We start from the raw sequence: 18,825 nt of genomic DNA, 5'->3' as shown, positions 1-18,825 counted from the left end.
ATACATTATAATTGATAGAAATAAGAGGTGAAATATGCATAATGTTCCTACAGATGAAGTGTTTGTCATAGGACATAAGAATCCGGATACGGATTCTATATGTTCAGCGATTGCGTACGCCCATCTGAAAAATCAGCATGAGAACAAATACATTCCAAAGAGAGCTGGAAATATAAATAAAGAGACACAGTTTGTCCTTGATTATTTTGGTGTGCAGGCGCCGGCACTTGTGAGCAATGTAAATGTACAGGTGAAGGATATAGCATACAGAATAGTTGATGGTGTGTCGGGAGATATCACCATGAAGAGAGCATTTGAGATAATGCAGGATAACGACGCCACGACACTTCCGGTTGTCAATAATGGCAAGATAAAGGGAATAATAACGGTCGGAGATATAGCCGAGGCATATATGCTTGAGAAGGATGATAATTCCCTGTTCATAGCTGGTACAAAGTTCTCACACATAATAGATACTATAAATGGCGAGCTTGTGTACGGTGACGCCGACGAATATGTTAAGGATGGAAGAGTGATCGTGGGAGCTGCCCAGGTTGACATCCTTGAGAGACATGTCAAGGAAAATGACATAGTCATAGTGAGTGACAGGGTTGAGGCTCAGCTTGCGGCCATAAACTGCGGTGCGAGCATGCTTATAGTATGTCTTGTGAACAGTATATCTGACGTGGTTCTGGAATTTGCGAAGAACAAGGGCTGTGCGGTTGTTGTTACACCGACGGACACCTATGCTGTTGCCAGACTTATCGGACAGAGCATGCCTATCGGATTCTTCATGATAAGAGACCGTATCATGACATTCTATGAGGATGACGATATAGATACACTTAAGACGACCATGGCAAAGACCAGAGTGAGATACTTTCCGGTTACGGACGGCTATGGCAACTACAAGGGACTTGTATCAAGGCGTAACTACATCAATGCGAGAAAGAAACAGCTCATACTTGTTGATCACAATGAGAGAACCCAGTCTGTTGACGGCGTGGAGAATGCCGAGATACTCGAGATAATCGACCACCACCGGATCGCGAATATAGAGACCATGAATCCTGTGTATTTCAGAAATCAGCCACTTGGATGTACTGCTACGATCATCTATCAGATGTACAAAGAGCAGAATGTCAAGATAGATAAGCCGATAGCTGGACTTCTCTGCGCAGCGATACTTTCCGATACACTGGCATTCAAGTCTCCGACGTGTACATTCATAGACGAGGCTGCTGCAAAGGAGCTTGCAAGGCTTGCAGAGATAGACATATATGAATTTGCCATGGAGATGTTCGACGCGGGAAGCAACCTCAAGGACAAGACCATGGATGAGATACTTCATCAGGATTTCAAGAAATTCGACATTGGAGATATGGTTGTTGCTGTTGGACAGATCAATTCCGTCAATGAGAAAGAGATAGACAGAATAAGAAACGGTATGCGTGAATTCCTCGGTGGATATATGGAGCCTGGCTGTGATGTGGTTATGTTTGCAATGACCAATATTCTTCAGGAGGGCTCAGGTATCATATGCGTGGGAGAGAATGCACAGGAACTGTGCAGCAAAGCATTTGGTGTGGAGCTTGAGGATAGCTATGCATATCTTCCCGGTGTTGTATCAAGAAAGAAACAGATAGTCCCTGCTCTTGTAAAGGCGACACATCAGATATAGACAGGATCGTATATAGAAGGTAACAGTATGGATATATATACAACAAATGCGTATATAAGAGATACATTTGGAGAGAAATTATATAAGATATCATTGAATGCAGGAACCACCTGTCCCAACCGTGATGGTAAAGCCGGGACAGGTGGCTGTATTTTTTGCAGTGCCAGTGGCTCCGGAGATTTTTCAGAAAATGCAGACCTGAGCATAGGTGAACAGATAGAACTGGCAAAAAAGAGGATATCAGGCAAATGCAAATGCGACAGATATATAGCGTATTTCCAGTCATATACAAATACATACGGTGATGTCGATGCTTTGCGCGAAAAGTTTCTGGCGGCTGCAAGAAGGGATGACATTGCGGCTGTATCGATAGCCTCCAGACCGGACTGCTTTGGCCCGGAGGTCATAGATATGATAAAAGATATAATAGCTGTTAAACCTGTGTGGATAGAACTTGGCCTCCAGACAGCAAATGACAGGACAGCACAGCTCATCAACAGGTGTTATGACATAAGTGTGTATGATGAGACGATGAACAGACTCAGAGAACTGGGAGTTCACATTATAGTTCATATGATAATAGGCCTGCCCGGTGAGACGAAGGAGGATATGATTGATACGGTAAGGTACATAGTGCGAAGCGGCGCAAATGGTATAAAGCTCCAACTGCTTCATGTCCTCAGGGGAACTGTTCTTGAAAAAATGTATGAGGAAGGAGTGTTCCGTGCACTGACATTTGATGAATACGCAGATATTTTGTGTGATTGTCTTAAAGAGATTCCTCCTGATATGGTTGTTCACAGGTTCACCGGGGATGGGCCTAAGAATATTCTTGTTGCGCCTCTGTGGAGTGCTGATAAGAAGAGAGTTATAAACAATCTGAACCGTATTATTTCGAAATTGTGAGTCTGCTAGCAGCTCAGTGCAGACTTTAAAAACAGCCTGAGATTTTCCCTGCCGTTGTCGTCAAGCTGATCACAGTCGGACATTATTCCTGTCGCTTCCGGTGGAAGAGTCCTGCCGTGGCTGTAGGCGAGGAACACTTCGCTGATGTCCATCTTATTTTTCTTTGCTATATCGATGCAGGTGAGCAGCACCAGATGACTCATATTAATACTGTATAAATTGGATATTCTGATAAGATTTATAAGATCCGGGATTCGCTCTCCACATTCATAGTGCGAGTAGGCGGAGACGGACACCTTCAAGATGGCGGCTATTTCCTGCTGCCTTTTTCCGTGGCTGCGCCTTAGAGACTTCAGTGCGCCGCCTATCACTGCACAGTTAAAATCCTGATCGGATGAATCGTCTTCATACACCGACGGATCAATGTTGCGTTCTTTTCTTTTTTTCATATTTTCCTGTTTTCTCCTTAAAAATAATATTTACTGTAATTGGTGGGTATAATACTGGATCTACAGTCTGGAATTTTTAGATGCTAGATTTGCCACAAATGTGTCTATAAGTTGACGGTCGCTGTCGCTGAGAGATCTGTAATTGCCCAGCATGTCTGCTGTGCTCTGGTTAGATTCTATGGCGGTCATGTATGAATTGTCCTCCATGACGATCTGTAGTGGCTTTGGATGCCCCTGCATGTATCTTGATGACAGGGTGTATGCATATAGAAAATCGTGGTTGAGAAGCTCTGACAGCTTTATGGCCTGTTCTATATTAGGGATGTTTCTCCCTTCCTCGTAGTTGGCATATCCGGATCTGGAAATAGATAGCGCTGCTGCGACATCCTGCTGTGTGAGTCCTGCCTTCTGTCTGAAATATCTGAGAAGGGCAGGTAGTGGATTGGATGAATGTGGTTTCATGTTTCACCTCCTTTGAATGTTTTTCTGCATTGTACACAAAAATAGTCCGTTGTAAATCAAAATGTAATAAAAGTGTTGTTTGATGTAATAATTAATCACATGTGGGATGGAGAGTATGATATAATTATCTGAAAAAACAATCGGAGGTTACCAAAATGAGTCTTGCAGATGATCTCTTTATAAACATGTGTAAAGATATAATCGATAATGGATATAGTACGGAGGGGGAGAAGGTCAGACCAAAGTGGGAAGATGGAACATATGCCTACACCATAAAGCGTTTTGGTGTTGTCAACAGGTATGATCTGTCAAAGGAATTTCCTGCGATAACACTTAGAAAGACGTATGTGAAGTCGGCTATTGATGAGCTGCTCTGGATCTGGCAGAAAAAGTCAAATAATGTTCATGATCTCAAAAGCCATATATGGGACAGTTGGGCAGATGAGAACGGTTCCATAGGAAAAGCATATGGATATCAGCTTGGTGTAAAGCATAAATATAAAGAGGGCATGATGGATCAGGTGGACAGACTGATATATGACCTTAAGAATAACCCATACAGCAGAAGAATGCTCACTAACATATATGTTCATCAGGACTTGAGTGAGATGAATCTGTATCCGTGCGCGTACAGCATGACATTCAATGTAACAGGGGACAGGCTCAACGCTATACTGAATCAGAGATCCCAGGATGTGCTTGCGGCCAACAACTGGAATGTTGTCCAGTATGCGGTACTGGTACATATGCTTGCCCAGGTCACGGGCTTTAAGCCGGGAGAACTGGTACATGTGATCGCGGATGCACACATATATGACAGACATATACCGATAGTCAAGGAGCTGATAACAAGACCTACACATCCTGCTCCAAAGTTCTATATGAATCCGGATGTCAAAGATTTCTATGACTTTACTCTGGATGATTTCAGGATAGAAGACTATGAGACAGGACCACAGATTAAGAATATTCCTATTGCGATATAAGACTATGAAGCATGGGACGGGAATTATACAGATGGAGGACATATGAAGTTTATTGCAGCGGTAGATAAGAATTGGGCCATTGGAAATAAAGGCAGATTACTGATAAGGATATCGGAGGATCAGAGAAATTTCAGACAGACCACGATGGGGCATGTCGTTGTTCTCGGAAGGAAGACTCTGGAGGAGTTTCCGGGCGGAAGACCGCTCAAGGGAAGGGCAAATATAATTCTCAGCAGGAATCCTGAATATGCAGTTGAGGATGCGGTGGTTGTCCACTCAATGAACGAACTGTTTACAGAACTGGCAAAATATGACACGGATGACATTTTTGTCATAGGCGGACAGACTATCTACGATGAGCTCATACCATATTGTGATGAGGCAGTAATCACCAAAATAGACAGGGAATTTGAGGCCGATGCCTTCATTTCGAATCTCGACAAACTGGACAACTGGGATGTGACGGATGAGAGACCGGGTGAGGATGTGTCAGAGGTGAATTTCACATTTGTCACATATAAAAATAGTGACCTGAAGAAATAAATTATAATTATTTTTATAATATTCACAAAAAAGCACCTTTTTTTGATTAAAAATTCACAAAAAACATTTGTTAAATGAAGATTATTGTGATACAATTTTTTTATATTTGGGAGGTGCGCTAATGAAGGAAGTATTAATTACATCGGGAACAAGCTTTGAGGGATATGATATCGTTGGCTATGGAACATACAAGTTCACACAGACGATACTTAATTCCAACTTTTTGAAGGATTTCGGAACATCTATTGCGGATATTGCCACGGATAGAAGAGATATCTATCAGGAGAAGATCGATGAGATCCTCAATGAAACAATCAATAATTTCACAGATATGGTCCGTGAGACGAAGTACAATGCTGTAGTTGGATTCAGAACAGGTGTTGAGGAATACACCAACAACGTAACTGCTGTTGTTGCCAGTGGAACTCTGGTAAACATAAAGGAGCAGTACAAGTCGGAATTTGACAAGAGCAGCTTCATCAGAAACGAGATATATGTAAGAAACTATTACGACCTGCTCGTGCCAAGAGCATCAAAGGTGGTGCTTGCATCAGAGGGCAAGGGAACAAAGATTTCCGTGTGGTTCAACAACTACAATAACGACGATATAAAGGCACTTAAGGCAGAGCTTCAGTTCACCAATATCTATGGTGACAATATAACACTGCCGGATGTTGATTTTACATTTGATAAGACCAACCTCAAGCTCCTCAAGTCGGATTATGTGGAGTGTAAGCTTCCGGACAAGTATATAAAGATGATATCCTCCGTCAAGGTATACATCAAGAAGTATGTCAAGGCCAGCGGAGTATACGAGATAGATGCGGATTCTATCGGAATTGAGATGTCTGACGTTAAGTTTAAGGCACTCAAGCTCAAAAAGGGAATTGATGCAGTTGCAAACTACAAGTCAGACGGACTTGTGTGGACATGTAACTGTGGACACGTAAACGAAGGCGGCGCAGAGGAATGTGTGATCTGTGGAAGAAAGCAGGATGAGATGAAGAACTCTATCACATTCAACTACGAGCCTATGCTTGAAGAGATGAAGACAAAAGAGTATGTAATAGAGATCAAGGATGTACTCATGAAGTACATCAAGGACATTGATACAGGAATGAGAATGCAGCTTCTTGAGATCATGGAGTCCGGTCTTAATTACGAGAAGAGCAGAGGATCCATGAAGGATTCTGTTATCGAGAAAGTTGAGAATCTCTTCCTTGGATTATAAGGATTATAAGACAATATGCAACAGTACATGGTACAGATAATAAAAAATCTTAAGGAGAAGGGTTACAGACAACTCAATCCGGAAAGTAACAATGTATACGGCAGAGCAGACAGCGATGCCGTATATATTGTTGTTATAGGCAGTAATCATAATCTTGATTCTGAGACTCTGAAAAAGTTCAATAATAAAATATTGCTTGATGTTTCTTCGGATTCGCATAGAAAAGTCAATCTTCTCAATATACTCATCACTCCAAACGGAATGTTTGATGATATGACAAAAAAGATAGTTGAAGAACTGGACAATGTCTGGCTGTTCGCGGAGGATTACGGAAAGCTGTATATATTTGAGAATCAGCCCACTGACTTTGACTCACTCTATGATGTGATCGATAAAAAAACGGTGGTGGATAACCGCAGATCCCAGCACAATCTGATAAGAATGTTCGGTGTTGTAACACCGATATTACTGTTGATAAATATTCTGGTGTACGTTGCATGTATCTTTGTCTATCAACCTACGGAACTGGCTGTGGAAGTGCTTGCGATATCAGAAAAAGGACAATATTACAGATTCCTGACATCAATGTTTACACATTTTGGAATAGCACATCTGGTTGGAAATATGGTAATTTTGATCGCACTCGGTGCGAGGGTTGAGAATATAATAGGCAGATTCAATTATATCATAGTTTATATTGCCACGGGTCTTACTGCGTCATTTGCATCATACATAGATTGTTTTTATAATAATACATATGCTTACTCGGCTGGTGCATCCGGAGCAATATTTGGTCTTCTGGGAGTGCTGGTTGTCATAGCATTTTATAATAAGGGCCGGGTGAAGGATCTGTCACTTATTAATATGCTTATATTATTTATTCTGACATTGGTTAACGGAAAGATGTCAGAAGGTATTGATAATGTTGCCCATGTGGCGGGATTTGCGGCCGGGTTAGTGGCCGGGATAGTCCTTTTGCTGACCAATCAAAAGGTTGTAAAGAATAGCCGTTTATGATAAAATAATACGATGATAAAAAGTGGGAGGCTGGGTTATGAGTACTGGAATCAGTATGTCAAGTGTAAACAAAATAAAGGAACTTGCAGACAATGGCGATTACAGTCTCGCTCTCGATATACTTGAACATCAGGATCTGTCGAAGTCACTTAGTCCACAGTTTATTAGAATATGCGGCGAGGTGTATTACGAGAACAAAAGATATCCTGAGGCCAGAGCGGCGCTTGTCAAGGCACATGCCATGGCTCCGGCTGGTAACAAGATAATATATTCTTTGGTAAAACTGTATTTATCCATGGGATTTACACAGCTTGCAGAGCGTTATTTTGAGATATATACATTTAATCAGGCCAATAAGGATGCAGGTACATACAGACTTGAATATATGATAGCCAAGGCACACAGGAAGCCCGTGAATGAACTTTACAGCATACTGGTGTCGGCGAATGATGTTGAGACGGATGAAGAGTGGGATTTTGAGATGCTTCTGCTTCATGCGTACATAAGAAACAGGGAGAAGTTTGACAGCGCCTGTGTTGAATTCAGAGCGCATTACAAGAACTCTTCACATTTGTATATGCTGGACAAGCTCATGGGCGGCGATGTGGATCTTGAATCCATGATCTATTGTTATCCTGACACGGAGATGTCGGATGATGATCCTGAGCAGGCAGATACAAGAGCAAATGAAAATAAGATATTGGAAGAAGACGATCTGAGAATGCATCCAAAGGATGCTAAGATCATGATCATGGTCGAGGATGACGCACCTGTGACGAGTTCCATGAAATTCAAGCAGATGTGGATTAGATCGAAGGATAAAAAAGAGCAGAAAAAGGAAGCTCGTCAGGAAGAAGAGAATTCTGAGCCGAAGAAGAAATCCAGAGGTTTATTTGGATTGATGTCAAGGAAAGAGGAAGAGCTTGTCGAGCAGGAGATGGAATCTCTGAAGAACGAGAATCTTGACAAGGAACAACTGCTCGAGGAAGTTATTTCCGATACCGCTGATGATGCCGGGAATACGGCAAAGCCTGAGCTCAAGGCGATGAGCAGTGACAGTGAGAAAGCTCCTGAGGGAAAGTCGCAGGATATGACCGAGATAAGCGGGGAGCTGACTCCTGAGGATGCAGCAGTGTATAACAAAAATAACGACAATGAGTATGAGGATTCCGAACCGGTGGAGGAAGATAATTATGTTATCGAAGAACAACCGGAGGAAGTAGTCATGGTTGAAGTTGATGGTGACGATTCTGATGACGTATCTGACAGTGCGTCAGATCGCGATTCTGAAGACGATACTGTTGTGGAGACCTTTGATCCTGAGTTCGAGGGAGACTTTGAGGATGGATTTGAGGCGGATGCAGAGCCGGAGACTTTGCCTGATGAACCGGTTGAATCAGAAACGTTTGATTTTGATAAAGCCTTTGAATCTCTTGAGGAGTTCGAGGTTGACGATGAGAATCGCGAGGATCTGATGGAAGATGCGGAGTCTCAGAATGATGTGGAAGAAACTGCTGTTGAGCCGGGTGTAGAGCAGAATGAACCGGAAGTTGATGAAGTCTCAGTTGAGATCGAACCGGAGATCGAAGAAGAATTCGAGGTAGATGCAGATTCTGAGCCTGAATTCGAAGAAGAACTTGAGGTTGGTGCAGAATTCACGATCGAGGCAGAGCCAGAGACTGAGGAAGAATTAACAGTCGAGGCAGAGCCGGAGGTTGAGGAAGAATTCACAATCGATGCCGAAGCGGAGATTGACGATGAATTTGAGACTGAAGCTGAGCCAGAGTTAGAAGAATTTACAATCGATGCGGAATCTGAGGAATCTGAGATGGAAGAAGTTCCAGTGGAAGTCGAACCAGAGGTGAAAGAATTTGAAGCTGAGGCTGAACTGGAGATCGAAGAAACTGAGGCTGAAGCTGAATCAGAGGTCGAAGAGGAATTCACAATGGAAGCAGAGGATAAGTCAGAAGAGAAAATTGCGATGGAGACAGAACCGGAAAAGCCAAAGAATAATGGCTTCCCGGTGTTTAAGAGCAGTCTGTTCCCTGACTACAACACAGAGAATGCAGCACTGTATGATCTGTCGGCAGAGAAAGATATAAATGCAGAGATAGAGGCTGATGAAGCCAAGATATCGGAAAGTCTTAAGAAAGAGGAGGATCTTATCGGTGAAACAGACAGACTCCTTGCAAGACTTGGAATTAAATTCAACACGGAATTCAATTCTATATTGAATTTTGATGATGAAGATAAAGAGGATGATGTGGCAGCTCCCGACGAGGAGAAGACAGATGAGCAGGAATCCCCACAACAGGAAACGGTTGACGCTGAACCAGAGCAACCGAAGAAAAAGCCGTTCAGACTGAAGGGCTGATCAAAGAAGAAATAAAGTAGCATGATCATACATATAGTGTATTGCTTTTTATTTGAACAAACGGAAGGAGGCGAGGGAATTGGCTGTAGATCAGACAGAAGCAATGATTGCGGCGATCAAGGCACAGCTTGAAAAGGAAAGAGCTGCAGAAGCTGCCAAGAAAAAGAGGGAAGAAGAGGAAGAACTTCTCAAGAGCGGCAGCAAGAAGAAAGATGCTGAGACTGCTAAAAGCCAACACAAAACTTTGTCCAAGGAGGAGTTAGAACGAATCGAGGCTAAGAAACGCCGTAAGAGAGAAGAGGCTCTTGGAATTGTTCATGAGGATGAACCGGAAACTTCAACTGAGGATGAAAAGCAGGACGATGTTCCAAAAGAGGGAGAGGGACTGAAGCCTGAAGATAAAAAAGAAGATAAAAAACCAGAGGGAGCTGCACCTAAGCTCAGTCTTAACCTTGGAGGCATCGCTGATGATATGTCGGGCGGTGGTCTCGGAGGAGGCCTTGGCGGCGGATTAGGTGAAGGCGGTCTTGGAGGACTCGGAGGCGGCCTTGGCGGAGGACTCGGAAGTACACCTAAGACAGAGGGAGGCCTTGGCGGCGGTCTTGGAAAAACACCTAAAACAGAAGGCGGTCTTGGTGGCGGATTTAAGTTCGGCGCCGGAACTGAAGGTACAGTTAAGTCAACAGGTGGAAGCAATATTGTTCTCACTGATGATGATGAAAATGCTGAGGATGAAGAGACACTTGAGTGGGTAACTGATAAGAATGCAAAGGTGAATAAAGTTAAGTCACCTAAGGGAGGCAGTGATGCGAACGGAGATCTGTTCAGCATTCTCCCAGATAGAAACAAGCAGGCTGCGGCTGGAGAGTCATTGTATGATTTTGATGATGATGATGACGATGATGACGATTTCCTTGGAGCAGGAATAAAGAACCTGTCCAATATAGACGAGGAGAGTCCTGAGGAGATAGCCAAGAAGAAGGCTGAAGAGGAGGCTAGGAAGAAAGCTGAGGAGGAAGCCAAGAAGAAGGCTGAGGAAGAAGCTAAGAAGAAGGCCGAGGAAGAGGCTAAGCGTAAGGCTGAAGAGGAGAAGAAGCGCAAAGAGGCAGAAGAGGCAAGAAAGAAGGCTGCCGCTGAAAAGGCTAAGGCTGAGGCTGAGGCAAAGAAGCAGCAGGCGATCGACGATGCCAGAAAGAATGCTGAAGAGGCAAAGAAACATGCTGAGACCTCGAAGAAGACCATCGAGGAATGCGAGAAGACAGAGAAGGATCTCGAAAAGCAGCTTGAAGAATTTGCTGCCAAGAAGCAGAACTATGATGCAAAGATGGCACAGGAGGCTGAGGCAAAGAAGAAGAATGATGCTGAACTGCTTGAGCGAGAGGAGAAAGAGCTTGATGCCAATATTGCAAAGCTCAAGAAAGAGATATCAGATACAAATGAATCTGCTAAGAAAGAGTCAGACAGAATCCTCAAGGAGAGTGATCCTGATACATATAAGAACAATATGATCAATGAGGCTCAGGCTGCTGCCGACAAGGCTATAAAGGCACTTGCAGACACCAAGAAGACTAATGTGGATAAGGGTGTTGCTGAGTACAACAAGGCTGTTGATGCTGATAAGAAGAAATTGGCAGACATAGATGCGGATAAGAAGAAGTCTATAGAGACGGCCAAGAAGAAGCGCACAGATGAGGAAGCAAGAGCAGCCAAGATCATGAAGACTGCCGAGGCAGACAAGACAAAGGCTGGTGCAATATTCAGCGAGTCTAAGAAGGCTGAGGAAGAGGCTGATGCTAATCTTAAGAATACCACTGAGATGGAGAGTCAGTCACAGAAGACTCTTGATGAGCTCCAGAAGAAGCTTGAGGAGTCAGAGAAGGCTGTTAAGAATGCAAAGAACAGCAGAAATGATGCAAACACAAAGCTTGCAATACAGAAGGAAGAACTGAAGAAGGCAGAGAAGGTTGAGGAGGAGGCTGCAAAGGCTCTTGAGGCAGCAAAGAAAGCCAAGGAAGAGGTTCAGAAGAAGATTTCAGACAGCGAAGAGTTCATAAAGAAGGTTGCTGATCAGATTACAACTGCTGAGAACGACAACAAGAAGATCAGTGAGGATGTTGCCGCTGCAAAGAAGGAGAATGACTCATTCAAGGCTGCGAAGGCAGAGGCTCAGGAAGCTCTCGACTCAGCTAAGAAGTCTCTTGTTGAGGCTGAGGATCTTCTGGCAAAGGCAGAGGCTGCTGCCGAGGAAGCGGAGCAGGTAGTCGAAGAGGCTAAGATCGCAGAAGAGGTTGAGATCCAGAATGCGGAAGCTGCTGCCAAGGAAAAGACAGATAAGCTTACGGCAGAAGGAAAAGATAGAGAGACCAAGCATGAGGTGTTCCTTGCTGCTGAGGAAGAGAAGTATGCTACGGCAGAGGCAAGTGAGCTCGAGAAGGTTCAGACTGCAGCTATGAAGGCTGAGAAGGAAGCCTCAGATATGAAGACAAAGGCTGAAGCTGATGCTAAGAAGCTTCTCGATGATGCAAAGAAGAAAGAAGAAGAGTTAAAGAACAAGATCGCTGAGCTCAAGACAAAACAGGCTGAGCGCGTTGTTGCAAGAAAAGAGGCTGCTGATCAGGCCAAGACCGAGGCTGAGGAGAAGAAGAAGAAAGATCTCTCAGCAATAGACAAGGCCGAGGCTGATGTCAAGAAACAGCTCGCGGATATAAGAAGCAAGGCTACTGCTGCTGCAAAGGTACTTGAAAAGGCTATAAAGCGTGAGGAAGAGTACAAGAAGCAGGAAGAGCTTCTGAAGGAAGGCAAGGTTGAGGAAGCTGCACAGGTTATCACACAGGATGAAGAAGCAACTATGGCTGCTTCAGTAAGTGAGGCTGTTGCTGCGAGACGTAAATCACTGCCTAAGGAGGCAAAGTACCTCTACAAGTATCTCGGAGTCGAGCCTGCTGGTGCACAGATCGTTAACGTTCTCCAGACTCTCAAGGTAGATCCTAAGAGATCTAAGAATGTTGTTATTCTTGGACAGCACGGATTTGGACTTACCATGGTCGGTGAGGATTTTGCAAAGTTCTATTATGATATGGGAATCTGCAAGTCTGAGGCAAAGGCAAAGGTTAAGGCAAAGGTTATAAACAGCGGTAAGCTTGCAGGAGCAGTTGGCAAGCTCAAGGGCGGATGTCTTATCATTGAGAGTGCAGGACTTATAACACCTGAGAGATTCAAAGAGATGGTTGATATGTGTTCACCTGAGAAGAATGATGTTAAGATCATCCTCACAGGAGAGAAGACAGCTCTCAGCAATATGCTTGCAGCAAATATGACTCAGGCAAGATCGTTCAACAACAGAGTATACTTTGACCAGATCAATGAGAGTGGAATGATCAATGTGGCAGAGTGCTACGCTGATGAGAAGGGCTTCAAGCTTGAGAGCGGAGCAGATACAGCTATAAAGAATGCTTTGATGGCGATGGAGTCAGGAAATATCGACAGACTTCTCGGTGCTATGGATGATGCCATGAAGGCTGCTGAGACCAGAGATCCTATCGATAAGAAGATTCTTAAAAAAGAGATAAAATAAGTTTTGTGACGGATATACCGTTGTAGAATTTTGTTGAAAAAAACAATACCAGTGCTTATAATATCTGTGTTATAGCACTGGTATTATTTTGTTGTGATAAAGGAGAATTTATATGCTTTCAACTGATATTGGAGTAGATTTAGGAACGTCAAATGTATTGATCAGCGTAAGAGGTAAGGGAATTGTTGTAAACCAGCCGTCTGTTGTCGCATATGAAGTATCTACAAAAAAAGTAATAGCAATAGGAACAAAAGCCAAGAAAATGATAGGAAAGACTCCGGAGAATATAGAGGTCGTCAGACCTCTCAATAAGGGAGTTATATCTGATTATACAATAGCGGAGATAATGCTTAAGGCATTTATCAGAAGCGCAATGGAGAAACGTTCGGGAGTTGGAAGACCAAGGATATGCGTGTGTGTTCCAAGCGGTGTTACCGAGGTGCAGAGAAGAGCTGTTGAGGAAGCAGTGTACAAGACCGGTGCCAAGACTGTGTATGTCATGGAGGAACCTTTGGCTGCTGCTGTAGGAGCAAATGTAGATATCTATGAGGCAAAGGGTAATATGGTGGTCGACATAGGCGGTGGAACCACGGATATTGCGGTCGTATCCCTTGGTGGTGCAGTGGAGAGCAGCTCCATAAAATACGCCGGAGATGACTATAATAATGCACTCATCAAGTATGCCAGAAGAAAATACAACCTGCTTATAGGTTATCAGACAGCGGAGAATGCGAAGATTGCTGTTGGCTCAGTCGTAAAGCGTGATGAAGATATTGAGTATGTGATCAAGGGCCGTGATCTTATCAAGGGACTTCCAAAGGCTGTAACAATAACTGCGAATGAAACAGTGGATGCATTTGAGGAGACTACAGAGCATATTCTTGGAGCAATACACAATGTTCTTGAGACTGCACCGCCGGAGCTGGTGGCTGACATTGCGGTATCGGGCATTGTGCTTACCGGAGGAGGAAGTCTTATATACGGAATGGACAGAATAATCAAAGAGCGCACAGGGATAGAGGCATATGTATCGGAAAAAGCACTTGAGGCAGTGGCTCTCGGCGCTGGAATGTCTGTCAACCTCAGCGATAAGAAAGAAGATTAAATGTATGGAAAGAGATTATTTGCCGATCTGCATGGAGGACATGAAGAAGAGAGGGTGGACACAGGCGGACTTTGTGTTTGTCATAGGTGATGCCTATGTTGACCATCCCTCATTTGGCCCTGCAATCATAAGCAGATTGCTTGAGAGATATGGATATAAGGTGTGTATGATTGCCCAGCCTGATTGGAAGAATGACAAGAGCATTGATGTTTTTGGCAGACCAAGACTGGGCTTTTTGGTGTGCGGAGGCAATATGGATTCCATGGTGAACCATTATTCTGTGTCCAAGAAGAGAAGACAGAAGGATGCGTACTCTCCAGGTGGACAGATGGGACTTCGGCCTGATTATGCCACCACGGTATACTGTAATCTGATAAGGAGAACGTACAAGGATGTTCCGATCATAATCGGAGGTATAGAGGCCAGCCTCAGACGTATGGCACACTATGATTATTGGTCTGATAAATTGAAACATTCCATTCTGGTGGATTCATCCGCCGATATACTTTCGTATGGCATGGGCGAGCACAGCATGATAGAGATAGCGGAGGCGCTCGACAGCGGAATAGATGTGAAAGATATCACATTTGTCAGGGGTACATGCTACAGGACAAAGGATATATCCGGTGTGCCCGAGGATTCCATTATACTGCCGGATTATGACAGCCTTTCAAAGGATAGACTGGAATATGCAAGAAGCTTTTATACACAGTATATAAATACAGATCCATACTCGGCTAAAACGCTGGTTGAGGGATACGGAAACAGAGGATATGTTGTTCAGAATCCTCCGGCTTATCCGCTCACCCAGATGGAGATGGACGATGTGTATGATCTGCCATATATGAATAACTACCATCCGATATATGAGGAGGCGGGCGGTATCCCGGCTATATCAGAGATAAAATTCAGCCTGACGAGCAACCGGGGCTGCTTCGGAGGATGCAGCTTCTGCGCACTGACATTTCACCAGGGCAGGATCATACAGACAAGAAGCCACGAGTCACTGATAAAGGAAGCGGAGCGCATGACGCATGATCCTGATTTCAAAGGCTATATACATGATGTCGGAGGGCCGACTGCGAATTTCAGGCATAAATCATGTGCAAAGCAGGATAAATATGGTGTATGCACCAACAAGCAGTGTCTGTTCCCGGAACCGTGCAGGAATCTGAAGGTTGACCACAAGGATTATGTTGAGCTTCTGCGGAAGCTGGAAGCGGTTCCGGGTGTGAAAAAAGTATTTATCAGATCGGGAATACGATTCGATTATGTGATGGCGGACAGCAATGATGAATTCCTGAAAGAGCTTTGCGAGAAGCACATAAGCGGACAGCTCAGAGTTGCGCCGGAGCATGTATCGGATAATGTTCTCAGGATGATGGGCAAGCCACAGAACAGTGTATATGAGAAATTCATTGATAGATACAAAAGGGTAAATGCAAAGACTGGAAAGCAGCAGTATGTTGTTCCGTACCTGATGTCATCACATCCCGGATCTACGCTGAAGGAGGCGGTGGAGCTTGCCGAATATGTAAGGGATATAGGCTATATGCCTGAACAGGTGCAAGATTTCTATCCTACGCCGTCCACGATATCCACATGTATGTACTATACCGGAGTCGATCCTAGAACCATGAAACCGGTATATGTACCTCATAATCCACATGAAAAGGCAATGCAGAAGGCTCTTATGATGTATAGAAAACCGGAGAATTATGATCTGGTCAAAGAGGCGCTCATAAAGGCCGGCAGACAGGATCTTATCGGTTTTGATAAAAAATGTCTGATAGCGCCGAGAAAGATGGACAGGAAAGGTGAACACCAGGGACAACGTTCGTATGGCAAAAATGATAAAAGTAAGAACAATTCAATCAATAATGGTAAAAACAGCAAAAATAATAAAGTTGTTCCACAGAAAAACACAAAATCATCCGGGCAGAAGAATGCTAAAAATGGCAAAAACAGGAATAAAAGGAAATAGCTCCTTCGCGGAGTCGTTCATTTTTGGTTGCGTGGCACATGCTTTTGTGCTAGAATTATGGCAGATTGTGTGAACCTTTAAGGTTTTTTTATATGTAGTCTTATGTCACACTAATATTTTTTTAAATGGAGGATTTGAAAATGGCAAAGAAGATTGTTTTAGCAGGCGCATGTCGTACAGCTATCGGAACAATGGGTGGATCACTCAGCACAACACCAGCAGCAGAGCTTGGTTCAATCGTTATCAAGGAGGCTATCAACAGAGCAGGAGTTCCTGCAGATCAGGTAGACCACGTATACATGGGATGTGTTATCCAGGCTGGTCAGGGACAGAACGTAGCACGTCAGGCTTCAATAAAGGCTGGACTTCCAATCGAGACAACTGCTGTTACAGTTAACGTTGTCTGTGGTTCAGGTCTTAACTGTGTCAACATGGCTGCACAGATGATCGAGGCAGGAGATGCTGATATCGTAGTTGCAGGTGGTATGGAGAATATGTCTATGGCTCCTTACGCTATGATGAAGGGTCGTTTCGGTTACAGAATGAACAATGGTGTACTCGTAGATACAATGGTAAACGATGCTCTCTGGGATGCATTCAATGATTATCACATGATCAAGACAGCTGACAATATCTGTGAGCAGTGGGGTCTTACACGTGAGGAGATTGATGAGTTTGCAGCAAAGAGCCAGCAGAAGGCTGTTGCAGCTCAGGAGTCAGGTGCATTTGATGCTGAGATCGTTCCAGTTATGGTAAAGAAGAAGAAAGAGATGGTTGAGTTCAAGAAGGATGAGGGACCAAGACCTGGTACAACAGTTGAGACACTTTCAAGACTCAGAACAATCAATCCTAACGGATTTGTTACAGCTGGTAACGCTTCAGGTATCAATGATGGTGCTGCAGCTATCGTTGTTATGAGCGAGGAGAAGGCTAAGGAGCTTGGCGTTAAGCCTATGGCTACATGGGTAGCTGGAGCACTTGGCGGAGTTGATCCTTCAATCATGGGTATCGGACCTGTAGCTTCAACCAAGAAGGTTATGGCTAAGACTGGTCTCAAGATTGAGGACTTCGATGTTATCGAGGCAAACGAGGCATTTGCTGCACAGTCAGTAGCAGTTGCTAAGGAACTTGGATTTGATGTTGACAAGCAGGTTAACCCTAACGGTGGTGCTATCGCTCTTGGACATCCAGTTGGAGCTTCAGGATGTCGTATCCTTGTTACACTTCTTCATGAGATGCAGGCAAAGGGTGCTAAGACAGGTCTTGCTACTCTCTGTATCGGTGGTGGAATGGGCTGCTCAACAGTCGTTAAGATCGAGGACTAATTTTAGATAATAAAGGAGATACATCATGGAGTTTGTTACATACGAACAGGATGGATATGTAGGAATTATCACAATCAACCGTCCAAAGGCTTTGAACGCACTCAACAGTGCAGTTCTTGAAGAGCTTGATGCAACATTCAAGGCAGTTGATCTTGATACAACAAGATGTCTTATTCTTACAGGTGCCGGTGAGAAGTCATTTGTTGCCGGAGCTGATATAGGTGAGATGTCAACACTCACAAAGGCAGAGGGAGAGGCCTTCGGTAAGAAGGGTAACGATGTGTTCAGAGCCATTGAGACATTCCCTATCCCAGTCATCGCAGCAGTGAATGGATTCGCTCTTGGCGGCGGATGCGAGATTTCAATGAGCTGTGATATCAGAATCTGCTCAGAGAATGCAATATTCGGTCAGCCAGAGGCTGGTCTTGGAATCACACCTGGTTTTGGCGGAACACAGAGACTTGCACGTCTTGTAGGTGCAGGCATGGCTAAGCAGCTTATCTACACAGCAAGAAACATCAAGGCAGACGAGGCTTACAGAATCGGTCTTGTGAACGCTGTTTATCCACTTGAGGAGCTCCTTCCAGCAGCTAAGAAGATGGCAGCCGGAATCGCAGCAAACGCTCCTATTGCAGTAAGAAACTGCAAGAAGGCTATCAACGATGGCTTACAGGTAGATATGGATCAGGCAATTGTTATTGAAGAGAAGCTTTTTGGTGACTGTTTCGAGACAGAGGATCAGAAGGCAGGAATGGGCAATTTCCTTGAGAAAGACAAGGAGAAGAAACTTAAGGTTGTTCCTTTCCAGAATAAGTAATAATTAACAGTTCTGATATTAACATTTAGGGTGGGGAATCTGATAAAGGTAAACCATCCTAAATGTGTGATATAAGTATTATGGTAGCATGTTAAACGAAACGTATATGAATTTCTCATGTTTACCGGAAAAAAAGATTTAGGAGGACATAAAAATGAAGGTTGGCGTAATTGGTGCAGGAACCATGGGTCAGGGCATTGCTAAGGCATTTGCTCAGGTTGACGGATACGAGGTTGCACTCTGTGATATCAAGCAGGAGTGGGCTGAAGGCGGTAAGGACAAGATCGCTAAGGGTTATGCAAGACTCGTAGAAAAAGGAAAGATGACACAGGAGAAGGTTGATGGTATTCTTGCCAGCATCACTCCAGGTC

General features: G+C 43.9%; 15 protein-coding genes. 13 read left to right on the top strand and 2 right to left on the bottom strand.

All coding sequences use genetic code 11. The annotated features are described in order from the left end of the window. Window positions 1-34 precede the first annotated feature (34 nt). Both ABUA34_RS02715 and mnmL read left to right on the top strand, forming a co-directional pair. On the top strand, window positions 35-1,681 hold the full coding sequence (locus tag ABUA34_RS02715; RefSeq protein WP_055144329.1) for a putative manganese-dependent inorganic diphosphatase: 1,647 nt from the start codon (window positions 35-37) through the stop codon (window positions 1,679-1,681). A gap of 27 nt (window positions 1,682-1,708) precedes the next feature. Next, window positions 1,709-2,587 carry a tRNA modification radical SAM protein MnmL/YtqA gene (mnmL, locus tag ABUA34_RS02710; RefSeq protein WP_349822807.1) on the top strand — a complete coding sequence of 293 codons (879 nt, stop codon included), beginning with the start codon at window positions 1,709-1,711 and terminating at the stop codon, window positions 2,585-2,587. Between the two features lie 5 nt (window positions 2,588-2,592). Here the strand turns inward: mnmL and ABUA34_RS02705 are convergent, their stop codons facing one another. Next, window positions 2,593-3,036, bottom strand: coding sequence for a helix-turn-helix domain-containing protein (locus ABUA34_RS02705; RefSeq protein WP_015535008.1), 444 nt, complete (start codon window positions 3,034-3,036; stop codon window positions 2,593-2,595). A gap of 60 nt (window positions 3,037-3,096) precedes the next feature. After that, complete coding sequence (locus ABUA34_RS02700; protein WP_015535007.1) at window positions 3,097-3,498, bottom strand: helix-turn-helix domain-containing protein; 402 nt, start codon at window positions 3,496-3,498, stop codon at window positions 3,097-3,099. 155 nt (window positions 3,499-3,653) lie between these two features. Here ABUA34_RS02700 and thyA point away from each other — a divergent pair, with 155 nt between their 5' ends. From thyA to ABUA34_RS02645, 11 genes are all read left to right on the top strand, one after another. Then, window positions 3,654-4,484 carry a thymidylate synthase gene (gene thyA, locus ABUA34_RS02695; protein WP_022216389.1) on the top strand — a complete coding sequence of 277 codons (831 nt, stop codon included), beginning with the start codon at window positions 3,654-3,656 and terminating at the stop codon, window positions 4,482-4,484. A 42-nt stretch (window positions 4,485-4,526) separates the two neighbouring features. Continuing rightward, window positions 4,527-5,027 (top strand): dihydrofolate reductase, encoded by a 501-nt coding sequence (locus tag ABUA34_RS02690; RefSeq protein ID WP_015535005.1) that lies wholly within the window; start codon window positions 4,527-4,529, stop codon window positions 5,025-5,027. A 121-nt stretch (window positions 5,028-5,148) separates the two neighbouring features. Beyond that, the gene (locus tag ABUA34_RS02685; protein WP_022216390.1) at window positions 5,149-6,258 is read left to right on the top strand and encodes a heavy metal-binding domain-containing protein; all 1,110 of its coding nucleotides are present in this window, start codon (window positions 5,149-5,151) and stop codon (window positions 6,256-6,258) included. A 27-nt stretch (window positions 6,259-6,285) separates the two neighbouring features. Then, window positions 6,286-7,275 carry a rhomboid family intramembrane serine protease gene (locus ABUA34_RS02680; protein ID WP_243002886.1) on the top strand — a complete coding sequence of 330 codons (990 nt, stop codon included), beginning with the start codon at window positions 6,286-6,288 and terminating at the stop codon, window positions 7,273-7,275. Window positions 7,276-7,312: 37 nt separating this feature from the next. Then, window positions 7,313-9,649, top strand: coding sequence for a tetratricopeptide repeat protein (locus tag ABUA34_RS02675; RefSeq protein ID WP_349822806.1), 2,337 nt, complete (start codon window positions 7,313-7,315; stop codon window positions 9,647-9,649). Window positions 9,650-9,701: 52 nt separating this feature from the next. After that, complete coding sequence (locus ABUA34_RS02670; RefSeq protein ID WP_349822805.1) at window positions 9,702-13,223, top strand: hypothetical protein; 3,522 nt, start codon at window positions 9,702-9,704, stop codon at window positions 13,221-13,223. Window positions 13,224-13,335: 112 nt separating this feature from the next. Beyond that, window positions 13,336-14,328 carry a rod shape-determining protein gene (locus ABUA34_RS02665; RefSeq protein ID WP_015535004.1) on the top strand — a complete coding sequence of 331 codons (993 nt, stop codon included), beginning with the start codon at window positions 13,336-13,338 and terminating at the stop codon, window positions 14,326-14,328. 4 nt (window positions 14,329-14,332) lie between these two features. Further along, a complete protein-coding gene (locus tag ABUA34_RS02660) occupies window positions 14,333-16,312 on the top strand; it encodes a YgiQ family radical SAM protein (RefSeq protein ID WP_055144341.1) in 1,980 nt (659 codons plus the stop codon). A gap of 140 nt (window positions 16,313-16,452) precedes the next feature. After that, on the top strand, window positions 16,453-17,637 hold the full coding sequence (locus ABUA34_RS02655) for an acetyl-CoA C-acetyltransferase (protein ID WP_044998303.1): 1,185 nt from the start codon (window positions 16,453-16,455) through the stop codon (window positions 17,635-17,637). Between the two features lie 25 nt (window positions 17,638-17,662). Continuing rightward, the gene (locus tag ABUA34_RS02650) at window positions 17,663-18,454 is read left to right on the top strand and encodes an enoyl-CoA hydratase-related protein (protein ID WP_004852940.1); all 792 of its coding nucleotides are present in this window, start codon (window positions 17,663-17,665) and stop codon (window positions 18,452-18,454) included. Window positions 18,455-18,608: 154 nt separating this feature from the next. After that, window positions 18,609-18,825, top strand: a 217-nt coding sequence (locus ABUA34_RS02645) for a 3-hydroxyacyl-CoA dehydrogenase NAD-binding domain-containing protein (RefSeq protein WP_349822804.1), incomplete at its 3' end; no start/stop codon positions are given.

Source organism: Coprococcus sp. RTP21428st1_C9_RTP21428_210409 (assembly GCF_040227395.1).
GTDB classification, from domain to species: Bacteria; Bacillota; Clostridia; order Lachnospirales; family Lachnospiraceae; genus Coprococcus; species Coprococcus aceti.
The sequence above is the reverse complement of the archived record's forward strand: the minus strand, read 5'-3'. Positions and strand labels throughout refer to the sequence as shown.